The organism is Pseudoxanthomonas sp. F11 (assembly GCF_037046485.1).
Lineage (GTDB): Bacteria > Pseudomonadota > Gammaproteobacteria > Xanthomonadales > Xanthomonadaceae > Pseudoxanthomonas_A.
This window is the reverse complement of the sequence record NZ_JBANLZ010000002.1, coordinates 722,725-742,189: the sequence shown is the minus strand read 5'-3', so window position 1 is coordinate 742,189 and position 19,465 is coordinate 722,725. Positions and strand designations below refer to the sequence as shown.

The following is a 19,465-nucleotide window of genomic DNA, read 5'->3' as shown; positions in this document are numbered from 1 at the left end:
GGCTTCAAGATATCGCCCGAGCACGGGGGAATCTGCCCGTAAACACCGCGCATGCATGTAGGAAAAGTCCTACCCGCTCCCAGGGCGTAGAATGACCGCCTGTGCCTTTCAGTACCGGGAGTTGCCATGGACACCGCCAAAGTCGACCGCTACGTAGCCGAGAAATGGGATGACGACATCGTCCCGCAGCTGGTCGAGTACATCCGCATCCCCAACAAGTCGCCGATGTTCGACAAGGACTGGGTGGCCAACGGGTACATGGAGCAGGCGGTGCAGCTGATGGAGCGCTGGGCGAAGGCGCAGTCGGTGCCGGGCATGCAGGTGGAAGTGGTGCGCCTTGAAGGCCGTACGCCGCTGATCTTCATCGAAATCCCGGCGACGGGACCCGAAACCGGCGCCGACACCGTGCTGCTGTACGGCCACCTGGACAAGCAGCCGGAGATGACCGGCTGGGACGACGACCTGGGCCCTTGGGTACCGGTGATCAAGGGCGACAAACTGTACGGCCGCGGCGGCGCCGACGACGGCTATGCGATCTTCGGCTCGCTGGCCGCCATCCAGGCACTGCAGCAGCAGGGCGTGCCGCATGCGCGCTGCGTGGTGCTGATCGAGGCCTGCGAGGAATCCGGCAGCTACGACCTGCCGGCCTACGTCGACCACCTCGCCGGTCGCATCGGCAAGCCGTCGCTGGTGGTCTGCCTGGACTCGGGCTGCGGCAACTACGAGCAGCTGTGGTGCACCACGTCGCTGCGCGGTCTGGCCGGCGGCAATTTCACGGTCAAGGTGCTGGAGGAAGGCGTGCATTCCGGCGATGCGTCCGGCGTGGTGCCGTCCAGCTTCCGCCTGCTGCGCCAGCTGCTGTCACGGCTGGAGGACGAGCGGACGGGCCGCATCCTGCCGGAAGGCCTGCAGGTCGAGATCCCGGCGGACCGTCTCGCCCAGGCCCAGGAAGCCGCGCGCGTGCTGGACACGGCGGTATTCGACAAGTTCCCATTCCTGCCCGGCATGACCCCGATGGCCGAAGATCTGGCCGAGCTGGTGCTCAACCGTACGTGGCGCCCCGCGCTGTCGGTCACGGGAGTCGACGGCATGCCGCCGCTATCGTCCGCCGGCAACGTGCTGCGCCCCTACACGTCGGTGAAGCTGTCGCTGCGCCTGCCACCCACGCTGGATGGCAAACAGGCCGGCCAGCTGCTGAAGGACCTGCTGGAAAAGGATGCGCCCAACGGTGCGCAGGTAAGCCTGGAGCTCGAGAAGGCCAGCACCGGCTGGAATGCGCCGGCGATGTCGCCGTGGCTGGAGCAGGCGATCGACGCCTCCAGCCGCGAGTTCTTCGGCAAGCCGGCGATGTACATGGGAGAAGGTGGCACGATTCCCTTCATGGGCATGCTGGGCGAGAAGTTCCCCGGTGCGCAGTTCATGATCACCGGCGTGCTGGGCCCGCATTCCAACGCGCACGGCCCGAACGAATTCCTGCACATCCCGATGGGCAAGAAAGTCACCGCCTGCGTGGCGCGCGTGATCGCCGAACACCATGCCGCCAGCGTGCGCGGCGAGACCACGGGCGTGGCGGCGGTGGCCGGAGGCGAACAGCACGGCGACCACGGCTGCTGCTGATCCGCGCAGGTTGTGCCACCTGCAGAAGGCCGGGGCGACCCGGCCTTCGCTCATTCCGGCCTCATGCCCAGGCCGGCTCCTGAAGGCCTGATTCACTTGCCCCGGGTCGGCTCCTCCGCCTGCGACTCTCTGAGCGCCATGCCGGCCGCTGCCCGCAGCGCGGGCAGCTGGGTTACGCTGAGCATCGCCCCCACACCTTCCCAACCGGAGCGTTTCGATGGAACAGATCTTTGGCGGCGGCATCCTGTGGACCCTGCTCATCGGCTTCCTGGCCGGCCTGCTGGCACGTGCGCTGAAACCCGGCGACGACAAGCTGGGCTTCTTCATGACCATCGTGCTGGGCATCCTGGGCGCGCTGCTGGCGCGCTTCATCGGCGGGGCGTTCGGCTGGTACAGTCCCGGCGAACCGACGGGATTCATCGCCTCGGTGATCGGCGCCATCGTGCTGCTGCTGATCTACGGCATGGTCCGCAAGAAGAAGTGACATCCCGGAAAGAACGAAGGCCCCGCTCCCGCGGGGCCTTTCCTTTTTGCACGCGCGGGCGATACGGTCACTGACTCCGGCCGTACACGTCCTCAAACCGCACGATATCGTCTTCGCCCAGGTAGCTGCCGGACTGCACTTCGATCAGCTCCAGCGGCACCTTGCCCGGATTCTCCAGGCGATGCTTCACGCCCAGCGGGATATAGGTGCTTTCGTTTTCCGACAACAGCAGGGTTTCGTCGCCGCGCGTCACCTTCGCGGTACCGCTGACCACGATCCAGTGCTCGGCGCGGTGGTGGTGCATCTGCAGGCTCAGCGCGGCACCGGGCTTGACCTTGATGCGCTTGACCTGGTGGCGGCCTCCGTTGTCGACCGAATCGTAGCTGCCCCACGGACGGTGCACTTCGCGATGCAGGACGGCCTGGCTGCGTTGTTCCTGCTTCAGCCGCGCGACCACCTGCTTGACCTCCTGCACCTTGTCCTTGCGCGCGACCAGCACGGCGTCGTCCGTCTCCACCACCACGATGTCGTCCACGCCCACCAGCGCCACCAGTCGCTGCGCGTAGGCGTAGCTGTTGCGGCTATCGACCGCGATCACGTCGCCGTGGTGCGCATTGCCATCGGCATCGCGCTCGGCCACGTCCCACAGCGCGGACCAGCTGCCGACATCGTTCCAGCCGATGTCGACCGGCAGCACCATCGCGTCGGCGGTTTTCTCCATCACCGCATAGTCGATGGAGTCCGACGGACACGCACTGAAAGCGTCCTTGTCCAGGCGCACGAAATCGCCATCGTGCCGCGCGGCCGCATGCGCCGCGCGCACGGCGTCGACGATATCGGGACGGAAACGCGCGAGTTCTTCCAGGTAGCGGCTGGCGCGGAACAGGAACATGCCGCTGTTCCAGTAATAGCCGCCCGCATCCAGGTAGGACCGGGCCGTGGCGGCATCGGGTTTCTCGACGAAGCGCAGGACCTGGCGCAGGCCGTCGCCGGCTTCGGCCTGGATGTAGCCGAAGCCCGTTTCCGGTGCATCGGGCACGATGCCGAAGGTCACCAGCGCACCGGCGTCCGCCGCGGACGATGCCTGGCGCACGGCGCGCTGGAAGCCGGCGACGTCGCGGACGACGTGGTCCGACGGCAGCACCAGCAGCAGCGGATCGGCGCCGCCCGCCATCGCCTGCAGGGCCGCAGCGGCAATCGCAGGCGCCGTGTTGCGACCCACCGGCTCCAGCAGGATCGCCGGGACCGGCGCGCCCACCTGGCGCAGCTGTTCGGCGACCAGGAAGCGGTGCTCCTCGTTCGCCACCACGATCGGTGCCATATCGGCCAGCGCTTCCACGCGGCGCCACGTGGCCTGCACCATGGTGTCGTCGCCGGCGAGCGGCAGGAACTGCTTGGGGTAGGCTTCGCGGGAGAGCGGCCACAGGCGCGTGCCGGAGCCGCCGGACAGCAGCACGGGTTGGAGTTGGGCCATGCAAGCCTCGCAAGTCGGTAGGGCGCCAGTTTACCCTGTAGCCCTTTGACGCCTGTGCCCGCCCCCGACCGCATGAACCCTACGATTCAGGACCCTTCCGGGCGTGGTGCCCAACGCCTTGAATGGGCGCGCGGCGCGCTGGGCGACCCCTACGCACAACTGGAACGCGCGTCGATGGACGCCGGCTTCCGCAGCTACTGGCGCAGCCTGGGCGATGGTCCCGGGCGCATCGTGATGGACTCGCCTCCGGGGCTGGAGGATGTCCGTCCCTGGCTGTCCATGCGCGAACTGCTGGTGGGCGGCGATGTGCGCGTGCCGGAGGTGCTGGCCATCGACATCGAACACGGCTTCCTGCTGCTGGAGGATCTTGGCGGCCCGACGCTGGCGCACGTGATCAGCGAGGACAACGCGGACACCTGGTTCGATGCCGCGCTGGAGCAGTTGTTGCGGCTGCAGACGATCGCTCCGCCCGCCGGCATGGGGGAGTTCGGCGAGGCGCTGCTGCAGCGCGATGCTGGCCTGTTCGACGAATGGTTCCTGCGTCGCCATCTGGGACTGGTGCTGGACTGCGGCGAGAGCGAGGGACTGGAGCTGGCTCAACGCAGGTTGATGGACAATGCGCTGGGGCAGGCGCGCGTGCTGACGCATCGGGATTTCATGCCGCGCAATCTGATGCCGGTGACGCCCGGGCCGGCGGTGCTGGATTTCCAGGATTGCGTACTCGGCCCGATCGCCTACGACGCGATGAGCCTGTTCAAGGACGCGTTCCTGAGCTGGCCGTTGGAACGCGTGGACGGCTGGTTGGCCCGCTACCACGCCCGTGCCACGCGCGCCGGGCTGCCGGTGCCCGAACTGAAGGTGTTCCTGCGCGACGCCGACTGGATGGGCGTCCAGCGCCACCTGAAGATCCTCGGCATCTTCTCGCGCCTGCACTACCGCGACGGCAAGACGCGCTACCTGCCCGACGTGCCGCGCTTCATCCGCTACCTGGACGAGGTCCTGCCGCGCTATCCGGAACTGGATGGCCTGCGGACGCTGCTCGACGCGCGCATCAAGCCGGTGCTGCAGGCGCGGGGCGAGATCGCATGAAGGCGCTCATCTTCGCGGCCGGCCTGGGCGAGCGCATGCGCCCCCTGACCGACCACACGCCCAAGCCGCTGATCGAAGCCGGCGGCAAGCCCCTGATCGTCTGGCATCTGGAAAAGCTGGCGGCGATGGGCGTGCAAGAGGTGGTGATCAACACCAGCTGGCTGGCCGACCGCTTCCCGGTGGCGCTGGGCGATGGCGCGCGCTGGGGCCTGCGTATCCAGTATCTCTACGAAGGCGACACGCCCCTGGAAACCGGCGGCGGCATGCTCAATGCCTTGGCACGGCTGGGCCAAGCCCCGTTCCTGCTGGTCAATGGCGATATCTGGACCGATTTCGATTTCAACCGGCTGCCGCGCGAGCCGCAGGGTCTCGCGCATCTTGTGATGATCGATCCGCCCGGCTACGCCACCCATGGCGATTTCGCACTGGACCCTGCCGGGCATGTCCGCGGCGACGGCGAGCGCCGCCTTACCTACGCGGGTATCGGCGTCTACCGCCCGGCCTTGCTGGACGGTTGGGCTCAGCATGTGGACGACCACGCCAGCATCGCCGGGAACGGTAAGCCGCGCTTCCGCCTGGCGCCGATCCTGCGCGCGCACATGCCTGCAGGTCGGATCCATGGCGAACATCACGCTGGCCGCTGGACCGATGTCGGCACGCCGGAACGCCTGGCCGACCTGAACCGCGAGCTGTCGCGCTGACGTTGCGGCCTGCGACGGAAGACCACGGCGGCGCGTAGTGTGGGGCTATGGATGCTCCCGCCTACGTCCCCGATCCCAACGCCGAAGCCGAGCGGCTTCGACGGGCCCGCAGGGGCGACGGCGCCGCGTTCGAAGCGCTGTACCACGACCACGCGCGCGCGGTGCATGCGCTGGCATTCCGCCTGACGGGCAACGCGGCGGAAGCCGAGGACATCGTGCAGGAGACCTTCCTGCGCATGTTCGGCTTCCTGTCCGGGCTGCGCGAAAACACACCGTTGCGACCGTGGCTGAAGCGCGTGGCGGCCAACCTGGCCATCGATCGCCTGCGCCGCCAGCAGCGCCCCGGCACCGAGATGGCGCTTGCCGCACTGGCCGACCCCGCTTCCGCCTCGCCAGCCGACGCCGCCGATGCCGACGCCCTGTTGCGACGCCTGCCGCCCCTCGCCCGTACTGTCGTATGGCTGCACGAAATGGAGGGCTGGTCGCACGAGGACCTGGGCCGCCGCTTCGGACGCACCGCCAGCTGGTCCAAGTCGCTGATGTCGCGCTCGCTGGCGCGCCTGCGCCAGGACCTCGCCCCCCACGGAGACGCCCCCCATGACGCCTGAATCCCTCCACGCGCGGCTGGCCGCACTCCCGGAGCCGGATCTGCCGCCCGCGCTGTGGCCGCGTGTCCGGCATGCGCGCACGCGGCAACGCGAACGCCACAGGCGGTTCGCCGCCGGCGCCATAACCGCGTTGGCACTGGCGGCCTTGCCGATGGTCTACACGCGTCTCGTCCCGCCTGCCGCGCCCGTACCCGAGCGCCTGGCGGTCGTTCCGCGCGCGCCACTGCACGAGGATCCGCTGCGCATCGTCGACCGCGAGCTGCAGCACGCGTACGAACGCGGCGCCAGCGAGCAGGAACTGCAATGGCTTTGGCAACGGCGTGAGGCGCTGGCGCGCAGCGGCGCCGCCCCTTCCTTGCCCCAACCGGTTGAAATCTGAGGTGGATGCCGTGAATACCTTCCGTTCCGTTACGCACGCCCTGATCGCCGCCGCATGGGCCACCGGCCTTGCGACAAGCGCGCACGCGCAGTCGACGCGCGAACTCGACGCCGCCCTGTTGCAGATGTCCGAACGCGGGGATCTCAAGGACACCGGCGCTCCGCAGGTGATCCAGAAATCCGCCCAGGTCCGCTACGAACTGGGTGCCGTCGTGGACGTGCGCGCGGCGCAGCGCAACGGCCTCCCCGTGCTCGCGCTGACACCCGATGGACCCGCCGCGCGGGTAGGACTGAAGGCCGGCGACCGGCTGGTGGCGCTGAACGGCGTACGCCTGGACGGCACCGCGCCGCCGGCACCGCTGCTGGAGCAGGCGATGCAGCGCGGTGCGGGCCGGGTGGCCGCCGAGATCCTGCGCGGCAGCACGCCCCTGAAGCTGGAAGGCGCGGCCGGCGTGGTGGCCGTGCCGGCCTACCGCATCGAGATCGGCCCGGAAACGCGGGGCGCCTGCGGATTCGTCACGGCGCATGCTGGCACCGTTCCCAAGAGCCAGGGCATCTTCCGCGCCGACATCACGACCATCGACGGACGCAGCACGCCACTGCAGCCGGTGAACCGGCATCGGCTTCCCGTCGGCCGCCACGTCCTGGTGGTGCGCGAACTGATCGACCGGCACCGCCTGAACTCCGCGCAGCTGCTGCAGATCGACAAGATGAAGCGCTTCGCGATGGCCAAGGCCTACAAGCCCCTCGTGGTCGACGTGAAGCCGAACACCAGCTACCGCATCGGCGCCCGTCTGTTGCGCGACAGGCTGGACACCCAGAGCCTGCGCGACAACGCCTACTGGGAGCCTGTGATGTGGGAGGAGGTCCCGGAAACCTGCCCCTGACGCCGGGCCTCAGCCCGCGGCGCCGAGCGTCTGCCGCAGGAAGGGCACGGTGATCCGGCGCTGTGCCGCCAGCGAGGCACGGTCCAGCCGGTCGAGCAGGGCGACCAATGCGCCCAGGTCGCGGTCGGTGCGCGTGAGCAGCCAGTCGAGTGCGGCCTCTTCGAGTATCAGGCCACGCCGTTGAGCGCGGTCGCGCAGCACGTCGCGGCGTCCTGCGTCGTCGAGGGGATGCAGCGTGAAACGCAGGCATTGCTGCAGGCGCGAGCGCAGGTCCGGCAGCACCAGGCCGATGTCGTCGGGAATGCTGCGCGCGGTGTAGAGCACATTCAGTCCCGAGCCGCGCGCCCGGTTGTGGAAGTCGAACAGCGCGACTTCGTCTTCCCGCGCGCCCGCAATCGCGTCCACGCCGTCCAGCGCGACCACGTCATGGCCTTCCAGGGCGTCGAGGGCCTCGCGCATTCGTCCTGCCGCCGCGATCGCCGGCAGATAGGCCGCCCGCCGCCCCTGCTGCTCGGCGGCCGCACACACGGCCAGCGCAAGGTGGGTCTTGCCGGTCCTCGACGCGCCGGCCAGGTACACCCAGTCCGCGCCCGTCCCTGCGGCCAGCCGCGACAGGGCCGCCAACGCGCCATCTGGCGGCGCGATGAAGCTTTCCAGGCGCTGGTCCGGCGGATAGCGCAGCGCAAGCGGGAGTTGCGGCCCCAGCCCGGCCCCCTGCACGTCACGGCTCACGGCGCTTCGTGGTCCCGCGTCGAGGCCTGCTCCACGCTGCCCTTGTCGATGTACGAATCCAGCACGATGGACGGCCGGTCGCCGGCATACAGGCGGCTCTGCGTGTAGCGTTCGTGGGCGAAGCGCAGCAGCACGTTGGCGATCGCGGCCACTGGCAACGCCAGCAACATGCCGAGGAAGCCGAACAGCTGGCCGCCGGCCATGATGGCGAAGATCACCGCCACCGGATGCAGGCCGATGCGGTCGCCGACGATGCGCGGCGTCAGCACATAGCCTTCCAGCATCTGGCCCACCACGAACACGCCCATCACCATCGCCACCAGCGACCAGTCGCCGCCCGACTGCACCATCGCGGCGATCACGCCCAGCACGATGCCGGTGGCGGTACCCAGATACGGCACGAAACTGATCAGGCCGGCGACGATGCCCACCAGCAGACCCACCTTCAGGCCCACGACCGACAGGCCGATGGCATAGATCGCCCCCAGCGCCAGCATCACCAGGAACTGGCCGCGCAGGAAGGCACCCAGCACCTCGTTGGACTCCAGCGCCAGCCGGGTGACCGTGGCGATATGATCGCGCGGCACCAGCGCGGCGATGCGTTCGACCAGCAGGTCCCAGTCACGCAGGAAGTAGAAGGTCAGGATCGGCAGCAACACCAGGTTGGCGATCCACGCCATCACCGCGAAACCCGACCGCGAGAAGTAACCGAACAGCGTGGCCGCCACGCCACCGGCCTGCTGCCAGTGGCCGCGCACCCACTCGGTCAGGCGGTCCACGTCCAGCCAGGCGACCAGTTCCAGCCCGGTCCGCTGCTCCACCCACGGCAGCGCCGTCTGCATGAACCAGTCGCGGTACGCCGGCAGCGAGTCGATCACCGTGACGACCTGTCGCTCGATCATCGGCACCAGAATCACCAGCGACAGCACCAGCAACAGCAGCATCAGGGTGAAGACCAGCACGACCGCGGTGGTGCGCGAACGCCCCGAACGTTCAAGCCGATCCACCCACGGATCGCCCAGCCAGCCCAGCAACGCCGCGCAGACGAAGGGCGTGAGCACGGGCGCCAGCAACCAGATCAGCCAGCCCGCGATCAGGGCGATCAGCAACCATTGCCAGCGGCGGGCCAGCGTACCTGCCGGCGTGGAGGAGAGATCCATGCAGCGTCCTTGTGTCAGCGCATCTGGTAGACGGGCGGCTCACCTTCGCCACCGGTGAACGGCGCCTCGTCGCCCATCGTGCGGCGGAAACCGGCCAGACCGGAAACGAGTTCGAGATCGAGCTCCAGCGTGTCGCCGCTGGCACGAACCGGGGTGATGCGGCGGACCACGGCCATCTTCTGCAGGTGCCCGGTCAGGCGCAGGTAGTCGTCGGTGGTGCGGATGCCGGCGAACAGCACCCTGTAAGTGCCGGCGGGACCGGCGCTGCCGCGCTTGCCGTAGCGCTTCACCAGTGCGTCGGCGGTGCCGTCGGCGCCGGATGCCATCGCGCGGCGCGCGTCGGCATCGCTGACCGACCATTTCGCCAGCACCTTGCCGGCGTCGACGAACACCCAGTCGGCGGTCCAGCCACCCTTGTTGCGGTACAGCTTGCCCACCAGTTGCATGGGCGGGCTGTAGCGCGCCGATGCGCGCGCCACCGCCGCCGTGTCCTGGCGCCAGATGGCACCGACCAGCGCCTGTTCGGCGGCGCTGCCGGCCGGCAGGCCCAGGCTGTAGCCGCGCTCGATGGCGCGATTGAGCAGCGGCCGGGCGGCATTGGCGTGCTGCAACCCCAGCAGGCGGGGACCGCTACCGTCGTTGATGGCCAGCCAGACCACCGGCTTGGGGCGGGGCTGCGGCCAGACCGGCAGCCCCAACGCACCGGCCAGGCCGTTGACCTGGTCTTCGTCGAAGCGCACCACCAGCGTGGTGCGGAACGTCGGCGCGCCGGTCGGCGACGTGCCCTGGTCCTGGCGGTAGTCGTAACCCTCCACGTAATCCCGGGCGTTGCGCAGTTCGGCGCCCACGCCCGGACGCGACATCGCCGAACGGTCGCCGCTCAGCTTGGCCAGCACGCTGCCCAGCGCGCGCGCGAAGCCCCCTTGGCGCTCGGCCTCGCCCTGTCCGTTCACGGGGACTTCCGCCTGGTACAGGCCGCGCGCGGAGACCGCATCGCCCTCCGTGCGCAGACCGGACTGCGCCAGCGCGGCGGTGCTCAAGGTCAAGGCCGCCAGCAGCAGGGCGGCGGCGAGGGCGATAGCGGAAGTGCGGCGCATCAAGCGTCCTTGGACTCGACAGACCCCTCGAATTGTTGCGCGAATGGGCCCTGCCCGCCAACGTCACCCGTTCAGGACGGCCGCGCGACCGCCCGATTCCTTTAAAATCCCGTCTCTCGCCCACCGACGACCGCCCGTGACCCAACCGACGCCCCCTGCCTCCACCCCGATGACCTATCGCGACGCGGGTGTCGACATCGACGCCGGCAACGAGCTGGTCGAGCGCATCAAGCCGCTGGTCAAGCGCAGCTTCCGCCCGGAAGTGATGGGTGGTCTGGGCGGCTTCGGCGCCCTGTTCGACCTGTCCGGCAAGTATCGCGAGCCGGTGCTGGTCTCGGGCACCGACGGCGTGGGCACCAAGCTGAAGCTGGCGCAGCAGTTGGGCCGCCACGACACCATCGGCATCGACCTGGTCGCCATGTGCGTGAACGACGTGCTGGTGCAGGGCGCCGAGCCGCTGTTCTTCCTGGATTATTTCGCCACGGGCAAGCTCGATGTCGACACCACGGTCGCCGTGGTCGGTGGCATCGCCCGCGGTTGCGAACTCTCCGGCTGCGCGCTGATCGGCGGCGAGACCGCCGAGATGCCCGACATGTACGGCCCGGGCGAATACGATCTGGCCGGCTTCTGTGTGGCGGCGGTGGAGAAGTCGCGCCTGCTGGATGGCGCCAAGGTGCGCGCCGGCGACGTGCTGGTCGGCATCGCGTCCAGCGGCCCCCACTCCAATGGCTATTCGCTGGTGCGGCGCATCTACGACCGCGCCGGACGACCCGCCGACCTGGACGTGGGCGGCGTGAAGCTTGCCGACGCGCTGATGGCGCCGACCACGCTGTACGTGAAGCCGATCCTGGAGCTGCTGCAGGCGCACGACCTGCACGGCATGGCGCACATCACCGGTGGCGGCCTGACCGAGAACATCATCCGCGTCATCCCCGATGGACTGGGCCTGGACATCGACGCCAGCGCCTGGGCGCTGCCGCCGGTGTTCGACTGGCTGCAGCGCGAAGGCGCGGTGGAGAACACCGAGATGTGGCGTACCTTCAACTGCGGCATCGGCTTCGTGCTGGTGGTGGCGCCCGACCAGCTGGCCGCCGTGCAGGCCGACTTGGCACGCCTGCAACTGGCGCACTGGCAGATCGGCGAAGTCGTCACCGCCGCGGGCGGCGAACGCGTCCGCATCGGCTGATCGCGGCATGCCGCGCAGCAAGGCGATCGCCTTCGGGCTGACGCTGGCGGTGTTTGCCGCCAGCTGGATCGCGCCGCGCTGGCCGCTGGAACAGGGCATGCACAGCAGCCTGACGGTCGTGGGCCTGGGCTGGCTGTGGTGGCACGACCGGCGCTGGCCGCTGCGTCCGACGCACTTCGCGCTGATCTGCGCCTTCATCGTCGCGCACTGCATCGGCGCACGCTGGCTGTATTCCTACGTGCCCTACGACGCCTGGCTGCAGGCGGCGACCGGCTGGTCGCCGGCACAGGCATTCGGGTGGCACCGCAACCACTTCGACCGCTTCATCCATCTGATCTACGGACTGTGCTTCACGCCCGCGGTCTGGCACTGGCTGCGCCAGCGCTGGCCGTCGCTGTCGGTGGGACATGCCTTCGCCGTGACGGTAATGCTGATCATGTGCACGAGCCTGCTGTACGAGTGGCTGGAATGGGGCATCGCGCTGACGATGTCGCCCGAGGCCGCCGAGTCCTACAACGGCCAGCAGGGCGATGTGTGGGATGCGCATGCGGACATGCTGCTGGCCACCGTCGGCGCCCTGCTGGTGTGGCCCCTGGCGCGTGCCGAGCGCCGCGGAACGCCCGCATGACCGCACGCCTCGCCGTGCTGGCCTCGGGCAGGGGCAGCAACCTGCAGGCGATCCTGCACGCCATCGAGGCGGGCACGCTGAAGGCCGACGTGGTGGGGGTGTTCTCGGACAGGCCGGCCGCACCCGCCCTGCAGCAGGTACCCCCCGAGAAGCGCTGGAGCGCGCGGCCCGCCGCCTTTTCCGAGCGCGCCGCCTATGAAGCCGCACTCGCGGATGCGGTGGCCGCCACCCGCCCCGACTGGGTGGTGTGCGCGGGGTACATGCGCATCCTGGGGGATGCGTTCATCGCCCGGTTCCGCGGGCGCCTGCTGAACATCCATCCTTCGCTGCTGCCGAAGTACCGCGGCCTGCATACCCACGCCCGCGCGCTGGAGGCCGGCGACCGCGAACACGGCGCCAGCGTCCACTTCGTCATTCCTGAACTGGACGCGGGCACCGTGGTGGCCCAGGTCCGAGTGCCCATCGTGGCCGGCGACAACCCCGAGACACTGGCGGCGCGGCTGCTTCCGCGCGAGCACGCGCTGCTGGTGGCCGTCCTGCAGCTGGCGGCGTCGGGTGCGTTGGCTGAACAGGGCGACATCACGCTCTGTCACGGTCAGCCGCTATTAAATCCCCTGTCCCTAGATTCAGCCGACCGCTTGGTTTCCTGATCCCCCGATGCTCTCCCCCCTCCGTCCCCTGCTGCTCGGCCTGGCTCTGGCCGGTTCCGCGGCGCCCACCCGGGCCCTGGAACCGTTCGTGGCCAGCTACCAGGCCTACAACGAGGGCAAGCTGGCCGGCAATGCCAGCATGAAGGTGACGCCGCGGGCGGGCGACCAATGGCAGATCGACCTGAACGTCAAGGGCACCCGCGGCTTCGCGCGCCTGGCGGGATTGAACATCGAGCAGAGCACGGTGTTCGACACCCGCGAGGGGCAGTTCCGTCCGCTCAGCCAGGCCACCGTCCGTCACGCCCTGCTGATGGGCAAGAAGATGGTCGGCACCTACGACTGGAAAAGCGGCACCGCCCAGTGGCAAGGCGACATCAAGAAGAACCGGCGGGCGCCGTTGCCCCTGCAGCCCGGCGACATGAGCGCCCTGCTGATGAACCTGGCGGTGATCCGCGACGCCGCGCCCGGCAAGCAACTGGCCTACCGCGTGGTCGACAACGGCCGCGTCCGCGACTATCAGTACGTGGTCTCGCCCGAACCGGAAACGGTGGCGGTCGAGGACCTGAGCTACAGCGCCCTGCGCGTGAGCCGGTCCAACGGCGGCAACGACGAGACCATTTTCTGGGTCGCCGATGGCGTACCCACCCCCGTGCGCATCCTGCAGCGGGAAGACGGCCAGGACGGCGTGGATCTGCGCCTGGTCGAATATCAGGGAGTACCGTGAACATGCTGAAGAACACGCTCGCCATGCCCCGCACGCTGCTGGCCGCCGCCTTGCTGGCCGCCGCCAGCGCACCCGCGTTGGCCGTCGAAGCCTTCACCGCCCAGTACAACGCCAGTGCGCTGGGCATGGTGGGCGAGGGCCAGATGTCCGTCTCGCCGCAGCCCGGCAATCGCTGGCAGTACACGCTGAGCGTGCGCAACCAGGCGGTGGACCTCAGCCAGAAGACGGTGTTCGACGTGCAGGACGGTCGCATGCGACCGCTCAGCAGCAGCGACAGCTCGCGCCTGTTGATCAAGAAGAAGAACGTCAACACGGTCTACGACTGGTCCAAGGCCCAAGCCACGTGGAGCGGCGACGTGAAGCCCGACCGCGCCGGCCCCGTGAAGCTGGCGGCCGGCGACATGGACGCGCTGCTGGTCAACCTGGCCATCGTGCGCGACGTGGCGGCGGGCCGGCCGCTGACCTACCGCATGGTGGAGAACGGCCGTGCCAAGCCCATGACCTACCAGGTGGCGGGCAAGGAGCGCATCACGGTCGCGGGCAAGCCGCAGGAGGCCACCAAGGTCGTGCGCACCGATGGCGACAAGCAGACCATCGTCTGGGTGGTGGCCAATACCCCGGTGCCGGCGCGCATCCTGCAACGCGAGAAGGGTCAGGACACCATCGACCTGACGCTGAAATCCTGGCGCTGATCACCGCTTCACGCACCACGGAGTTTCCCATGACACGGATGCCTGCATTGCTTCTCGCCGCAACAGTCGCCCTGGCGGCGTTGCCGGCCCATGCGCTCAAGCCCTTCACCGCGCAGTACGCAGCCTCTTTCAAGGGAATCTCGGCGGGCGGCGCGATGACGCTCAGCCGACAGGGACAGCGCTGGACCTATTCGATGGGTCTTCGCAATGCGATGGCCCATCTCAGCCAGGCCACGGTGTTCGAAGAAGCCGCCGGCCGCTACCGGCCCTTGGGCGGAAGCGACCGTTCGACCTACCTGACGAAGACGCGCTCGGTCGTCGCCCTTTACAACTGGAAAGGCTTGCAGGCGCGCTGGACGGGGAATGTGAAGCCGCAACGCGCCGGCCCCGTGTCCATGCAGCCCGGCGACATGGATGCCCTGCTGGTCAACCTGGCACTGGTACGTGACGTCGGCTTCGGCCGCACTTCGATGAGCTACCGGCTGCTGGAGAACGGCAAGGCCAAGGCCATGGTGTATCGGGTGGCCGGTCGCGAAAAGATCACGGTAGGCGGCCGGGCGCTCGACACGACCAGGGTCGTACAGAGCGCGGGCGGCAAGCAGACGATCGTCTGGATCGCAGCGGGGGTCCCCACGCCCGTTCGCATCGTGCAGCGTGAGGACGGCAGCGAAGTCTTCCGCCTGCAGCTCACATCCTGGCGCTGAACCACCATCCTGCCCATGAAAAAGCCCGGCAGTGCCGGGCTTTTTTCATTCCTTCGCCTGCGTGGCCTCGGTCTGGAACACGGTCTTGCAGTCCATCCTGATGGTGCCCGCGCCGCTTCGCCAGGCGAAGGTGTTGCACTGGCGCCGGCCGTCCTGCTTCTGCTCGACCACGACCGAGAAGACGGCCTGCGCGATCTCGCCCTGGGTCACCGTCCCGTCGCCGTTCCAGTCCATGTCCTGGGTGGTGATGCCGTGAGTGGCCGCCGAGCCGGTGTAATGCAGCCAGGCGACCAGCGCCAACAGCACGACGACGATGCCGAGCAGGATCTTGCGCCGCAACGGGAACCGCGACCGGACGCCGGACAGCTTCGGGTCGTGCCGGCTCACGACACGCGCCTGATCTGCGCACCCAGGCCGCCCAGCTTCTCCTCGATGTTCTCGTAGCCGCGGTCCAGGTGGTAGATGCGGTCGATGGTGGTTTCGCCTTCGGCCACCAGGCCCGCCAGGATCAGCGAGGCAGAGGCGCGCAGGTCGGTCGCCATCACCGGTGCGCCGCCCAGCTTCTCCACGCCGCGCACGATGGCGGTGTGGCCTTCGACGCGGATGTCCGCGCCCAGGCGCAGCAGTTCGTTGACGTGCATGAAGCGGTTTTCGAAGATCGTCTCGTTGATCACGCCGACGCCATCGGCCACGCAGTTCAACGCCATGAACTGCGCCTGCATGTCGGTGGGGAACGCCGGATACGGCGCGGTGGTCAGGCTGACCGCCTTCGGACGCTTGCCCTGCATGTCCAGGGTGATGCTGTCGGCGGTGGTCTCGATCTTCGCGCCGGCTTCGGTGAGCTTGTCGAGCACGGCTTCCAGCGTGTCAGGGCGCGCGTTGCGCGCGGTGACCTTGCCGCCCGTCATCGCCGCGGCGACCAGGAAGGTGCCCGTCTCGATGCGATCCGGCACCACCGAGTGGCGTCCGCCGCCCAGACGCTCGACGCCGTGGATGACGATGCGCGACGTACCGGCACCTTCGATCTTCGCGCCCAGTGCGTTGAGGCATTCGGCCAGGTCGGTGACTTCCGGCTCCATCGCGGCGTTTTCCAGCACCGTGGTGCCTTCGGCCAGCGTGGCCGCCGCCATGACGTTCTCGGTGCCGGTGACGGTAACCATGTCGAACACGAAGCGCGCGCCCTTCAGACGCGCCGCGCGCGCCTTGATGTAGCCGTTCTCGACGGTGATCTCGGCCCCCAGAGCCTGCAGGCCCTTGATGTGCTGGTCGACCGGGCGCGAACCGATCGCGCAGCCGCCGGGCAGCGACACCACCGCCGCACCGTGGCGGGCGACCAGCGGACCGAGCACCAGGATGGAGGCGCGCATGGTCTTGACCAGTTCGTACGGCGCGACGAAGCGGCTGACGGTGGTGGGATCGACGGTGATGCCGCGCCCCTTCGCCAGCGTGCCCTCATCGATGGTGATGCCGGCGCCCAGCTCGCCCAGCAGCTTCACGGTGGTCACCACGTCGTGCAGGTGCGGCACGTTGGTGATCTCCACCGGCGCATCCGCCAGCAGGGTCGCGCACAGGATGGGCAACACGGCGTTCTTGGCGCCGGAAATGGTGACTTCGCCGTTGAGCGTGTTGCCACCGGTGACGATGATCTTCTGCATGTCGGGTTCGTTGTCGGGAAAAAGGGAATAGCGCCGGCGGCGCCTACGGGCGTTTGGCGGGGCGCGCAGGCTGCCTGAGCGCTCTTTCTAGGCGTTCGGCATGTCGCGCCTGCCAAGGATCGGATCGGTCCAGCTTGGACAGCGTCGCGCGGACATCCGCCTCATCGAGGATCGAGTCGGACATGACGCGATGGTAGAACGACAGCACGCTCCAGCGGCCATCGTCCGGATACTCGGCCTTGAGCCTGTCGATGTAAGGCTTGGCGCGTGATGCATTGGCCTTGCGTGCGCTTGCGCTGGCCGTTCCCTCCTGGAACAGCAGGACTTCGGCCAAGGTGACCAGCGACGCCTGCCTCAGCGCCTGATCCCTGGTCGCGATGTCGAACTCGCGCACGGCATCGTCATACCGGCCCATGTTCTGATAACCAGCTCCCGCGTTGAAATGCGCCCTCGCATCATCGTGCTTCAGTTCCAGCGCGCGCAGCGTGTACTTGAGGCTCCATTCCGGCTCGGTGGCCACCAGCAGCGAGCCAAGGACCCTCGCCTCCCAGGCATCCGGCATCCGGAAGCGGGCTGCCTGCAGATAGTAGGCGAGTTGTCGGGCGTCGCCCGACGGGCCGCTCAGCAGATTGCGGGCCGCCGTACCGGCATTCTCAAGGGCATCCTCGTCACTACCCATCGCGATCGCCGCTTCCAGCGCCTCCAATGCCTGCTCGGGCACCGGGTCACGATCCAGCAGCAGCTCGCCGACGTCACCCAGCGGCTGGGCCCGATAGATGGCCAGGTGCGGGCGCTGCATCATGAAGCGGGACAGCGTGCCGACATGATCGACCATCTGTTCGTAACTGCCACCCCAACGCGGCAACAGCGACCGCATGGTCACGTTCGCCAGTTCCGGGCAGGCGGGGTCAAGCGCCTCGGCGGCACGGCGTGCGCGCGCTTCCAGTTCCGGACGGGAATCCAGCATGCCGATATCGATCATTCCCGTGTACGCGGGAATGAGGCGGGGATTGAGGGCGAGCGCCTTCTCGAAATGCGGAATGGCCTGCCCGGCAAGTTCGCTCATGCGCCTCATGTTCTCGCGCGGCGTCTGGGGTGCGTACTTGCCTCCGCGCGCCCTCCAGGCCGCGCCATTGAAGTAGGCGGCGCGCGCCAGATGCGCATAGGCGCTTTCGGGTGCCTGGCGCAGCCACGCCTCCGTCAGCGCACCCACGCGTTCCGAGTCCGCCTTGGACGTCAGTAGATAGTTGAAGGTGTCATGGATGTCGTCGCTGAAGTGCTCCGTCGAGTAGTGCCGGGCGAGGCTCGCGTCGAACAGCGCCTCGATGTCGGCCATCTCCCCGCGCTGCACCATGCCCTCGATATCCTCGAGAGAGGGCCGCCGGATGCCGAAGTGATGCCGGCAATGCGCGGCGGCGTGGCCCACGGGCCAGTTGTTGTCCGGCAGGTCCGGAAACGCGAGGCAGCGCTGCAGCGGATCCTCGATGCGCTCAGCCTCGCGGGCCTTGACCAAGTAGGCGCGCCACGGCTCGGAAACGCCATCCAGCAACGCTTCGTTGGCCTTGGCCGGGATGGCCGGAGAAGCCCACGCACCTGCGCATGCCAATCCGCCCCCCAGGAGGGCACCATGCACGACCGACACCGCATGCATCCGCTTCATTCCCGTGAACGCTCCCGGCCGACGGAGGATCAGGCGCCTGCCTCGTCCGGCGTCTGCGTGCGCAATTGCAGCGCATGGATCGCGCCGCCCATCAGGTCGCCCAGCGTGGCGTAGACCATGCGGTGGCGGGCCAGCGGCAGCTTGCCGCGGAAGGCCTCGGCCACCACCGTGGCCTCGAAGTGCACGCCGTCATCGCCCTGCACGTCCGCGCGGGCGCCCGGCAGGCCGGATTCGATCAGTTTACGGATGGTTTCGGCGTCCAACGGGCTTTCCTAATAAAATACCCGGCCATTCTACCCGTCGGCGCCCCGCCCGCATGCCCCAGCCCTCCCCCCTGACCCCGTCCGTCTCGCCCGCCAGCCTGGCGGCCAGCGGCCGTCGGGTCATCGAGATCGAGGCGCGTGCGCTGGACGCGCTGGCGGCCCGCATCGACGGTTCGTTCTCGGCCGCCTGCCAGGCCATCCTCGCCGGCCGGGGCCGCGTGGTCTGCACCGGCATGGGCAAGTCCGGCCATGTGGCGCGCAAGATCGCGGCGACCCTGGCCTCGACGGGCACGCCCGCCTTCTACGTCCATCCGGGGGAAGCCGGCCACGGCGACCTGGGCATGATCACCGATGCGGACGTCGTGCTGGCGCTGTCGTACTCGGGCGAGTCGGACGAAGTGCTGATGCTGCTGCCGGTGCTCAAGCGCCAGGGCAATACCGTCATCGCCATGACCGGCCGCCCGCAGTCCACGCTGGCGCGCGAAAGCGACCTCCACCTGGACATCAGCGTCCCGGCCGAAGCGTGCCCGCTCGACCTGGCGCCCACCAGCAGCACCACCGCCTCGCTGGCGATGGGGGACGCGCTGGCGGTGGCGCTGCTGGACGCCCGCGGCTTCACTGCCGACGATTTCGCCCGCTCGCACCCCGCCGGCAGCCTTGGGCGCCGCCTGCTGCTGCACATCACCGACGTGATGCACGCCGGCGACGACGTGCCGCGCGTGGACGTGGGCGCGACCCTCAGCCAGGCCCTGGTCGAGATGAGCCGCAAGCGCCTTGGCATGACCGCCATCGTCGATGGCGACGGTCGCCTGGCCGGTCTTTTTACCGACGGCGACCTGCGCCGCACGCTGGACAATCCGGCGCTGGACGTGCGCACGGCACGCATCGCCGACGTGATGACGCGCCAGCCGAAGACCATCGGCGCCGACCAACTGGCCGTCGAGGCCGCACGCCTGATGGAAACCCACAAGATCAGCGGCCTGATCGTGGTCGACGATGAACAGCGCCCCGTCGGCGCCCTCAACATTCACGACCTGTTGCGTGCCCGCGTGGTGTAACCGCGGGGCTTGCCGCCT

The 19,465-nt window shown here is 68.7% G+C and carries 22 protein-coding genes; 14 read left to right on the top strand and 8 right to left on the bottom strand.

Annotated features, from left to right (window positions below; genetic code table 11):
- Positions 1 to 126: 126 nt before the first annotated feature.
- Both V8246_RS09305 and V8246_RS09300 read left to right on the top strand, forming a co-directional pair.
- Entirely contained in the window at positions 127 to 1,617 is a 1,491-nt protein-coding gene (locus V8246_RS09305) for a M20 family metallopeptidase (RefSeq protein WP_185896842.1), read from the top strand.
- A gap of 217 nt (positions 1,618 to 1,834) precedes the next feature.
- Positions 1,835 to 2,101 carry a GlsB/YeaQ/YmgE family stress response membrane protein gene (locus V8246_RS09300; RefSeq protein ID WP_345786373.1) on the top strand — a complete coding sequence of 89 codons (267 nt, stop codon included), beginning with the start codon at positions 1,835 to 1,837 and terminating at the stop codon, positions 2,099 to 2,101.
- Between the two features lie 67 nt (positions 2,102 to 2,168).
- Here V8246_RS09300 and V8246_RS09295 read toward each other — a convergent pair whose 3' ends face one another.
- Positions 2,169 to 3,575 (bottom strand): mannose-1-phosphate guanylyltransferase/mannose-6-phosphate isomerase, encoded by a 1,407-nt coding sequence (locus V8246_RS09295; RefSeq protein ID WP_185896844.1) that lies wholly within the window; start codon positions 3,573 to 3,575, stop codon positions 2,169 to 2,171.
- Between the two features lie 72 nt (positions 3,576 to 3,647).
- On the opposite strand from V8246_RS09295, the gene V8246_RS09290 reads away from it, so the two are divergent.
- The 5 genes from V8246_RS09290 to V8246_RS09270 are packed head-to-tail and all read left to right on the top strand — an operon-like array spanning position 3,648 to position 7,238.
- Complete coding sequence (locus V8246_RS09290; RefSeq protein ID WP_336188857.1) at positions 3,648 to 4,664, top strand: phosphotransferase; 1,017 nt, start codon at positions 3,648 to 3,650, stop codon at positions 4,662 to 4,664.
- Positions 4,661 to 5,365 (top strand): N-acetylmuramate alpha-1-phosphate uridylyltransferase MurU, encoded by a 705-nt coding sequence (murU, locus tag V8246_RS09285; RefSeq protein WP_336188856.1) that lies wholly within the window; start codon positions 4,661 to 4,663, stop codon positions 5,363 to 5,365. Before V8246_RS09290 ends, murU begins: the two co-directional genes overlap by 4 nt.
- A gap of 47 nt (positions 5,366 to 5,412) precedes the next feature.
- Positions 5,413 to 5,973 (top strand): RNA polymerase sigma factor, encoded by a 561-nt coding sequence (locus V8246_RS09280; RefSeq protein ID WP_336188855.1) that lies wholly within the window; start codon positions 5,413 to 5,415, stop codon positions 5,971 to 5,973.
- Entirely contained in the window at positions 5,963 to 6,352 is a 390-nt protein-coding gene (locus V8246_RS09275; RefSeq protein WP_336188854.1) for a hypothetical protein, read from the top strand. The genes V8246_RS09280 and V8246_RS09275 overlap by 11 nt, the downstream gene beginning before the upstream one ends.
- A gap of 10 nt (positions 6,353 to 6,362) precedes the next feature.
- A complete protein-coding gene (locus V8246_RS09270) occupies positions 6,363 to 7,238 on the top strand; it encodes a PDZ domain-containing protein (protein WP_336188853.1) in 876 nt (291 codons plus the stop codon).
- A 9-nt stretch (positions 7,239 to 7,247) separates the two neighbouring features.
- On the opposite strand, the gene hda is transcribed toward V8246_RS09270, so the two are convergent.
- Genes hda through V8246_RS09255 form a run of 3 tightly spaced genes read right to left on the bottom strand, consistent with a single transcriptional unit; the run spans position 7,248 to position 10,227 of the window.
- On the bottom strand, positions 7,248 to 7,943 hold the full coding sequence (gene hda, locus V8246_RS09265; protein ID WP_185897054.1) for a DnaA regulatory inactivator Hda: 696 nt from the start codon (positions 7,941 to 7,943) through the stop codon (positions 7,248 to 7,250).
- A 23-nt stretch (positions 7,944 to 7,966) separates the two neighbouring features.
- Positions 7,967 to 9,130 carry an AI-2E family transporter gene (locus V8246_RS09260; RefSeq protein WP_185896850.1) on the bottom strand — a complete coding sequence of 388 codons (1,164 nt, stop codon included), beginning with the start codon at positions 9,128 to 9,130 and terminating at the stop codon, positions 7,967 to 7,969.
- Positions 9,131 to 9,144: 14 nt separating this feature from the next.
- Positions 9,145 to 10,227, bottom strand: coding sequence for a DUF2066 domain-containing protein (locus V8246_RS09255; protein ID WP_336188852.1), 1,083 nt, complete (start codon positions 10,225 to 10,227; stop codon positions 9,145 to 9,147).
- A gap of 136 nt (positions 10,228 to 10,363) precedes the next feature.
- Here V8246_RS09255 and purM point away from each other — a divergent pair, with 136 nt between their 5' ends.
- The 6 genes from purM to V8246_RS09225 are packed head-to-tail and all read left to right on the top strand — an operon-like array spanning position 10,364 to position 14,811.
- A complete protein-coding gene (gene purM / locus V8246_RS09250; protein WP_313770790.1) occupies positions 10,364 to 11,413 on the top strand; it encodes a phosphoribosylformylglycinamidine cyclo-ligase in 1,050 nt (349 codons plus the stop codon).
- Positions 11,414 to 11,420: 7 nt separating this feature from the next.
- Positions 11,421 to 12,041 (top strand): DUF2238 domain-containing protein, encoded by a 621-nt coding sequence (locus V8246_RS09245; RefSeq protein WP_336188851.1) that lies wholly within the window; start codon positions 11,421 to 11,423, stop codon positions 12,039 to 12,041.
- Complete coding sequence (purN, locus tag V8246_RS09240; RefSeq protein ID WP_336188850.1) at positions 12,038 to 12,691, top strand: phosphoribosylglycinamide formyltransferase; 654 nt, start codon at positions 12,038 to 12,040, stop codon at positions 12,689 to 12,691. The genes V8246_RS09245 and purN overlap by 4 nt, the downstream gene beginning before the upstream one ends.
- A 7-nt stretch (positions 12,692 to 12,698) precedes the next feature.
- Positions 12,699 to 13,415, top strand: coding sequence for a DUF3108 domain-containing protein (locus tag V8246_RS09235; RefSeq protein WP_336188849.1), 717 nt, complete (start codon positions 12,699 to 12,701; stop codon positions 13,413 to 13,415).
- Positions 13,416 to 13,417: 2 nt separating this feature from the next.
- Positions 13,418 to 14,107: a DUF3108 domain-containing protein gene (locus V8246_RS09230; RefSeq protein ID WP_336188848.1), complete on the top strand. Its 690-nt coding sequence runs from the start codon at positions 13,418 to 13,420 to the stop codon at positions 14,105 to 14,107.
- A 29-nt stretch (positions 14,108 to 14,136) separates the two neighbouring features.
- Positions 14,137 to 14,811 (top strand): DUF3108 domain-containing protein, encoded by a 675-nt coding sequence (locus tag V8246_RS09225; protein ID WP_336188847.1) that lies wholly within the window; start codon positions 14,137 to 14,139, stop codon positions 14,809 to 14,811.
- A 45-nt stretch (positions 14,812 to 14,856) separates the two neighbouring features.
- On the opposite strand, the gene V8246_RS09220 is transcribed toward V8246_RS09225, so the two are convergent.
- From V8246_RS09220 to V8246_RS09205, 4 genes are all read right to left on the bottom strand, one after another.
- Positions 14,857 to 15,198 carry an EF-hand domain-containing protein gene (locus V8246_RS09220; protein WP_260619020.1) on the bottom strand — a complete coding sequence of 114 codons (342 nt, stop codon included), beginning with the start codon at positions 15,196 to 15,198 and terminating at the stop codon, positions 14,857 to 14,859.
- A complete protein-coding gene (murA, locus tag V8246_RS09215; protein WP_185896855.1) occupies positions 15,195 to 16,466 on the bottom strand; it encodes a UDP-N-acetylglucosamine 1-carboxyvinyltransferase in 1,272 nt (423 codons plus the stop codon). The genes V8246_RS09220 and murA overlap by 4 nt, the downstream gene beginning before the upstream one ends.
- Before the next feature lie 43 nt (positions 16,467 to 16,509).
- Entirely contained in the window at positions 16,510 to 17,892 is a 1,383-nt protein-coding gene (locus V8246_RS09210; RefSeq protein ID WP_336188846.1) for a DUF4034 domain-containing protein, read from the bottom strand.
- A 263-nt stretch (positions 17,893 to 18,155) separates the two neighbouring features.
- Positions 18,156 to 18,389 carry a BolA/IbaG family iron-sulfur metabolism protein gene (locus V8246_RS09205; RefSeq protein WP_162109689.1) on the bottom strand — a complete coding sequence of 78 codons (234 nt, stop codon included), beginning with the start codon at positions 18,387 to 18,389 and terminating at the stop codon, positions 18,156 to 18,158.
- A gap of 53 nt (positions 18,390 to 18,442) precedes the next feature.
- On the opposite strand from V8246_RS09205, the gene V8246_RS09200 reads away from it, so the two are divergent.
- On the top strand, positions 18,443 to 19,447 hold the full coding sequence (locus V8246_RS09200) for a KpsF/GutQ family sugar-phosphate isomerase (protein ID WP_336188845.1): 1,005 nt from the start codon (positions 18,443 to 18,445) through the stop codon (positions 19,445 to 19,447).
- Positions 19,448 to 19,465: the final 18 nt, after the last annotated feature.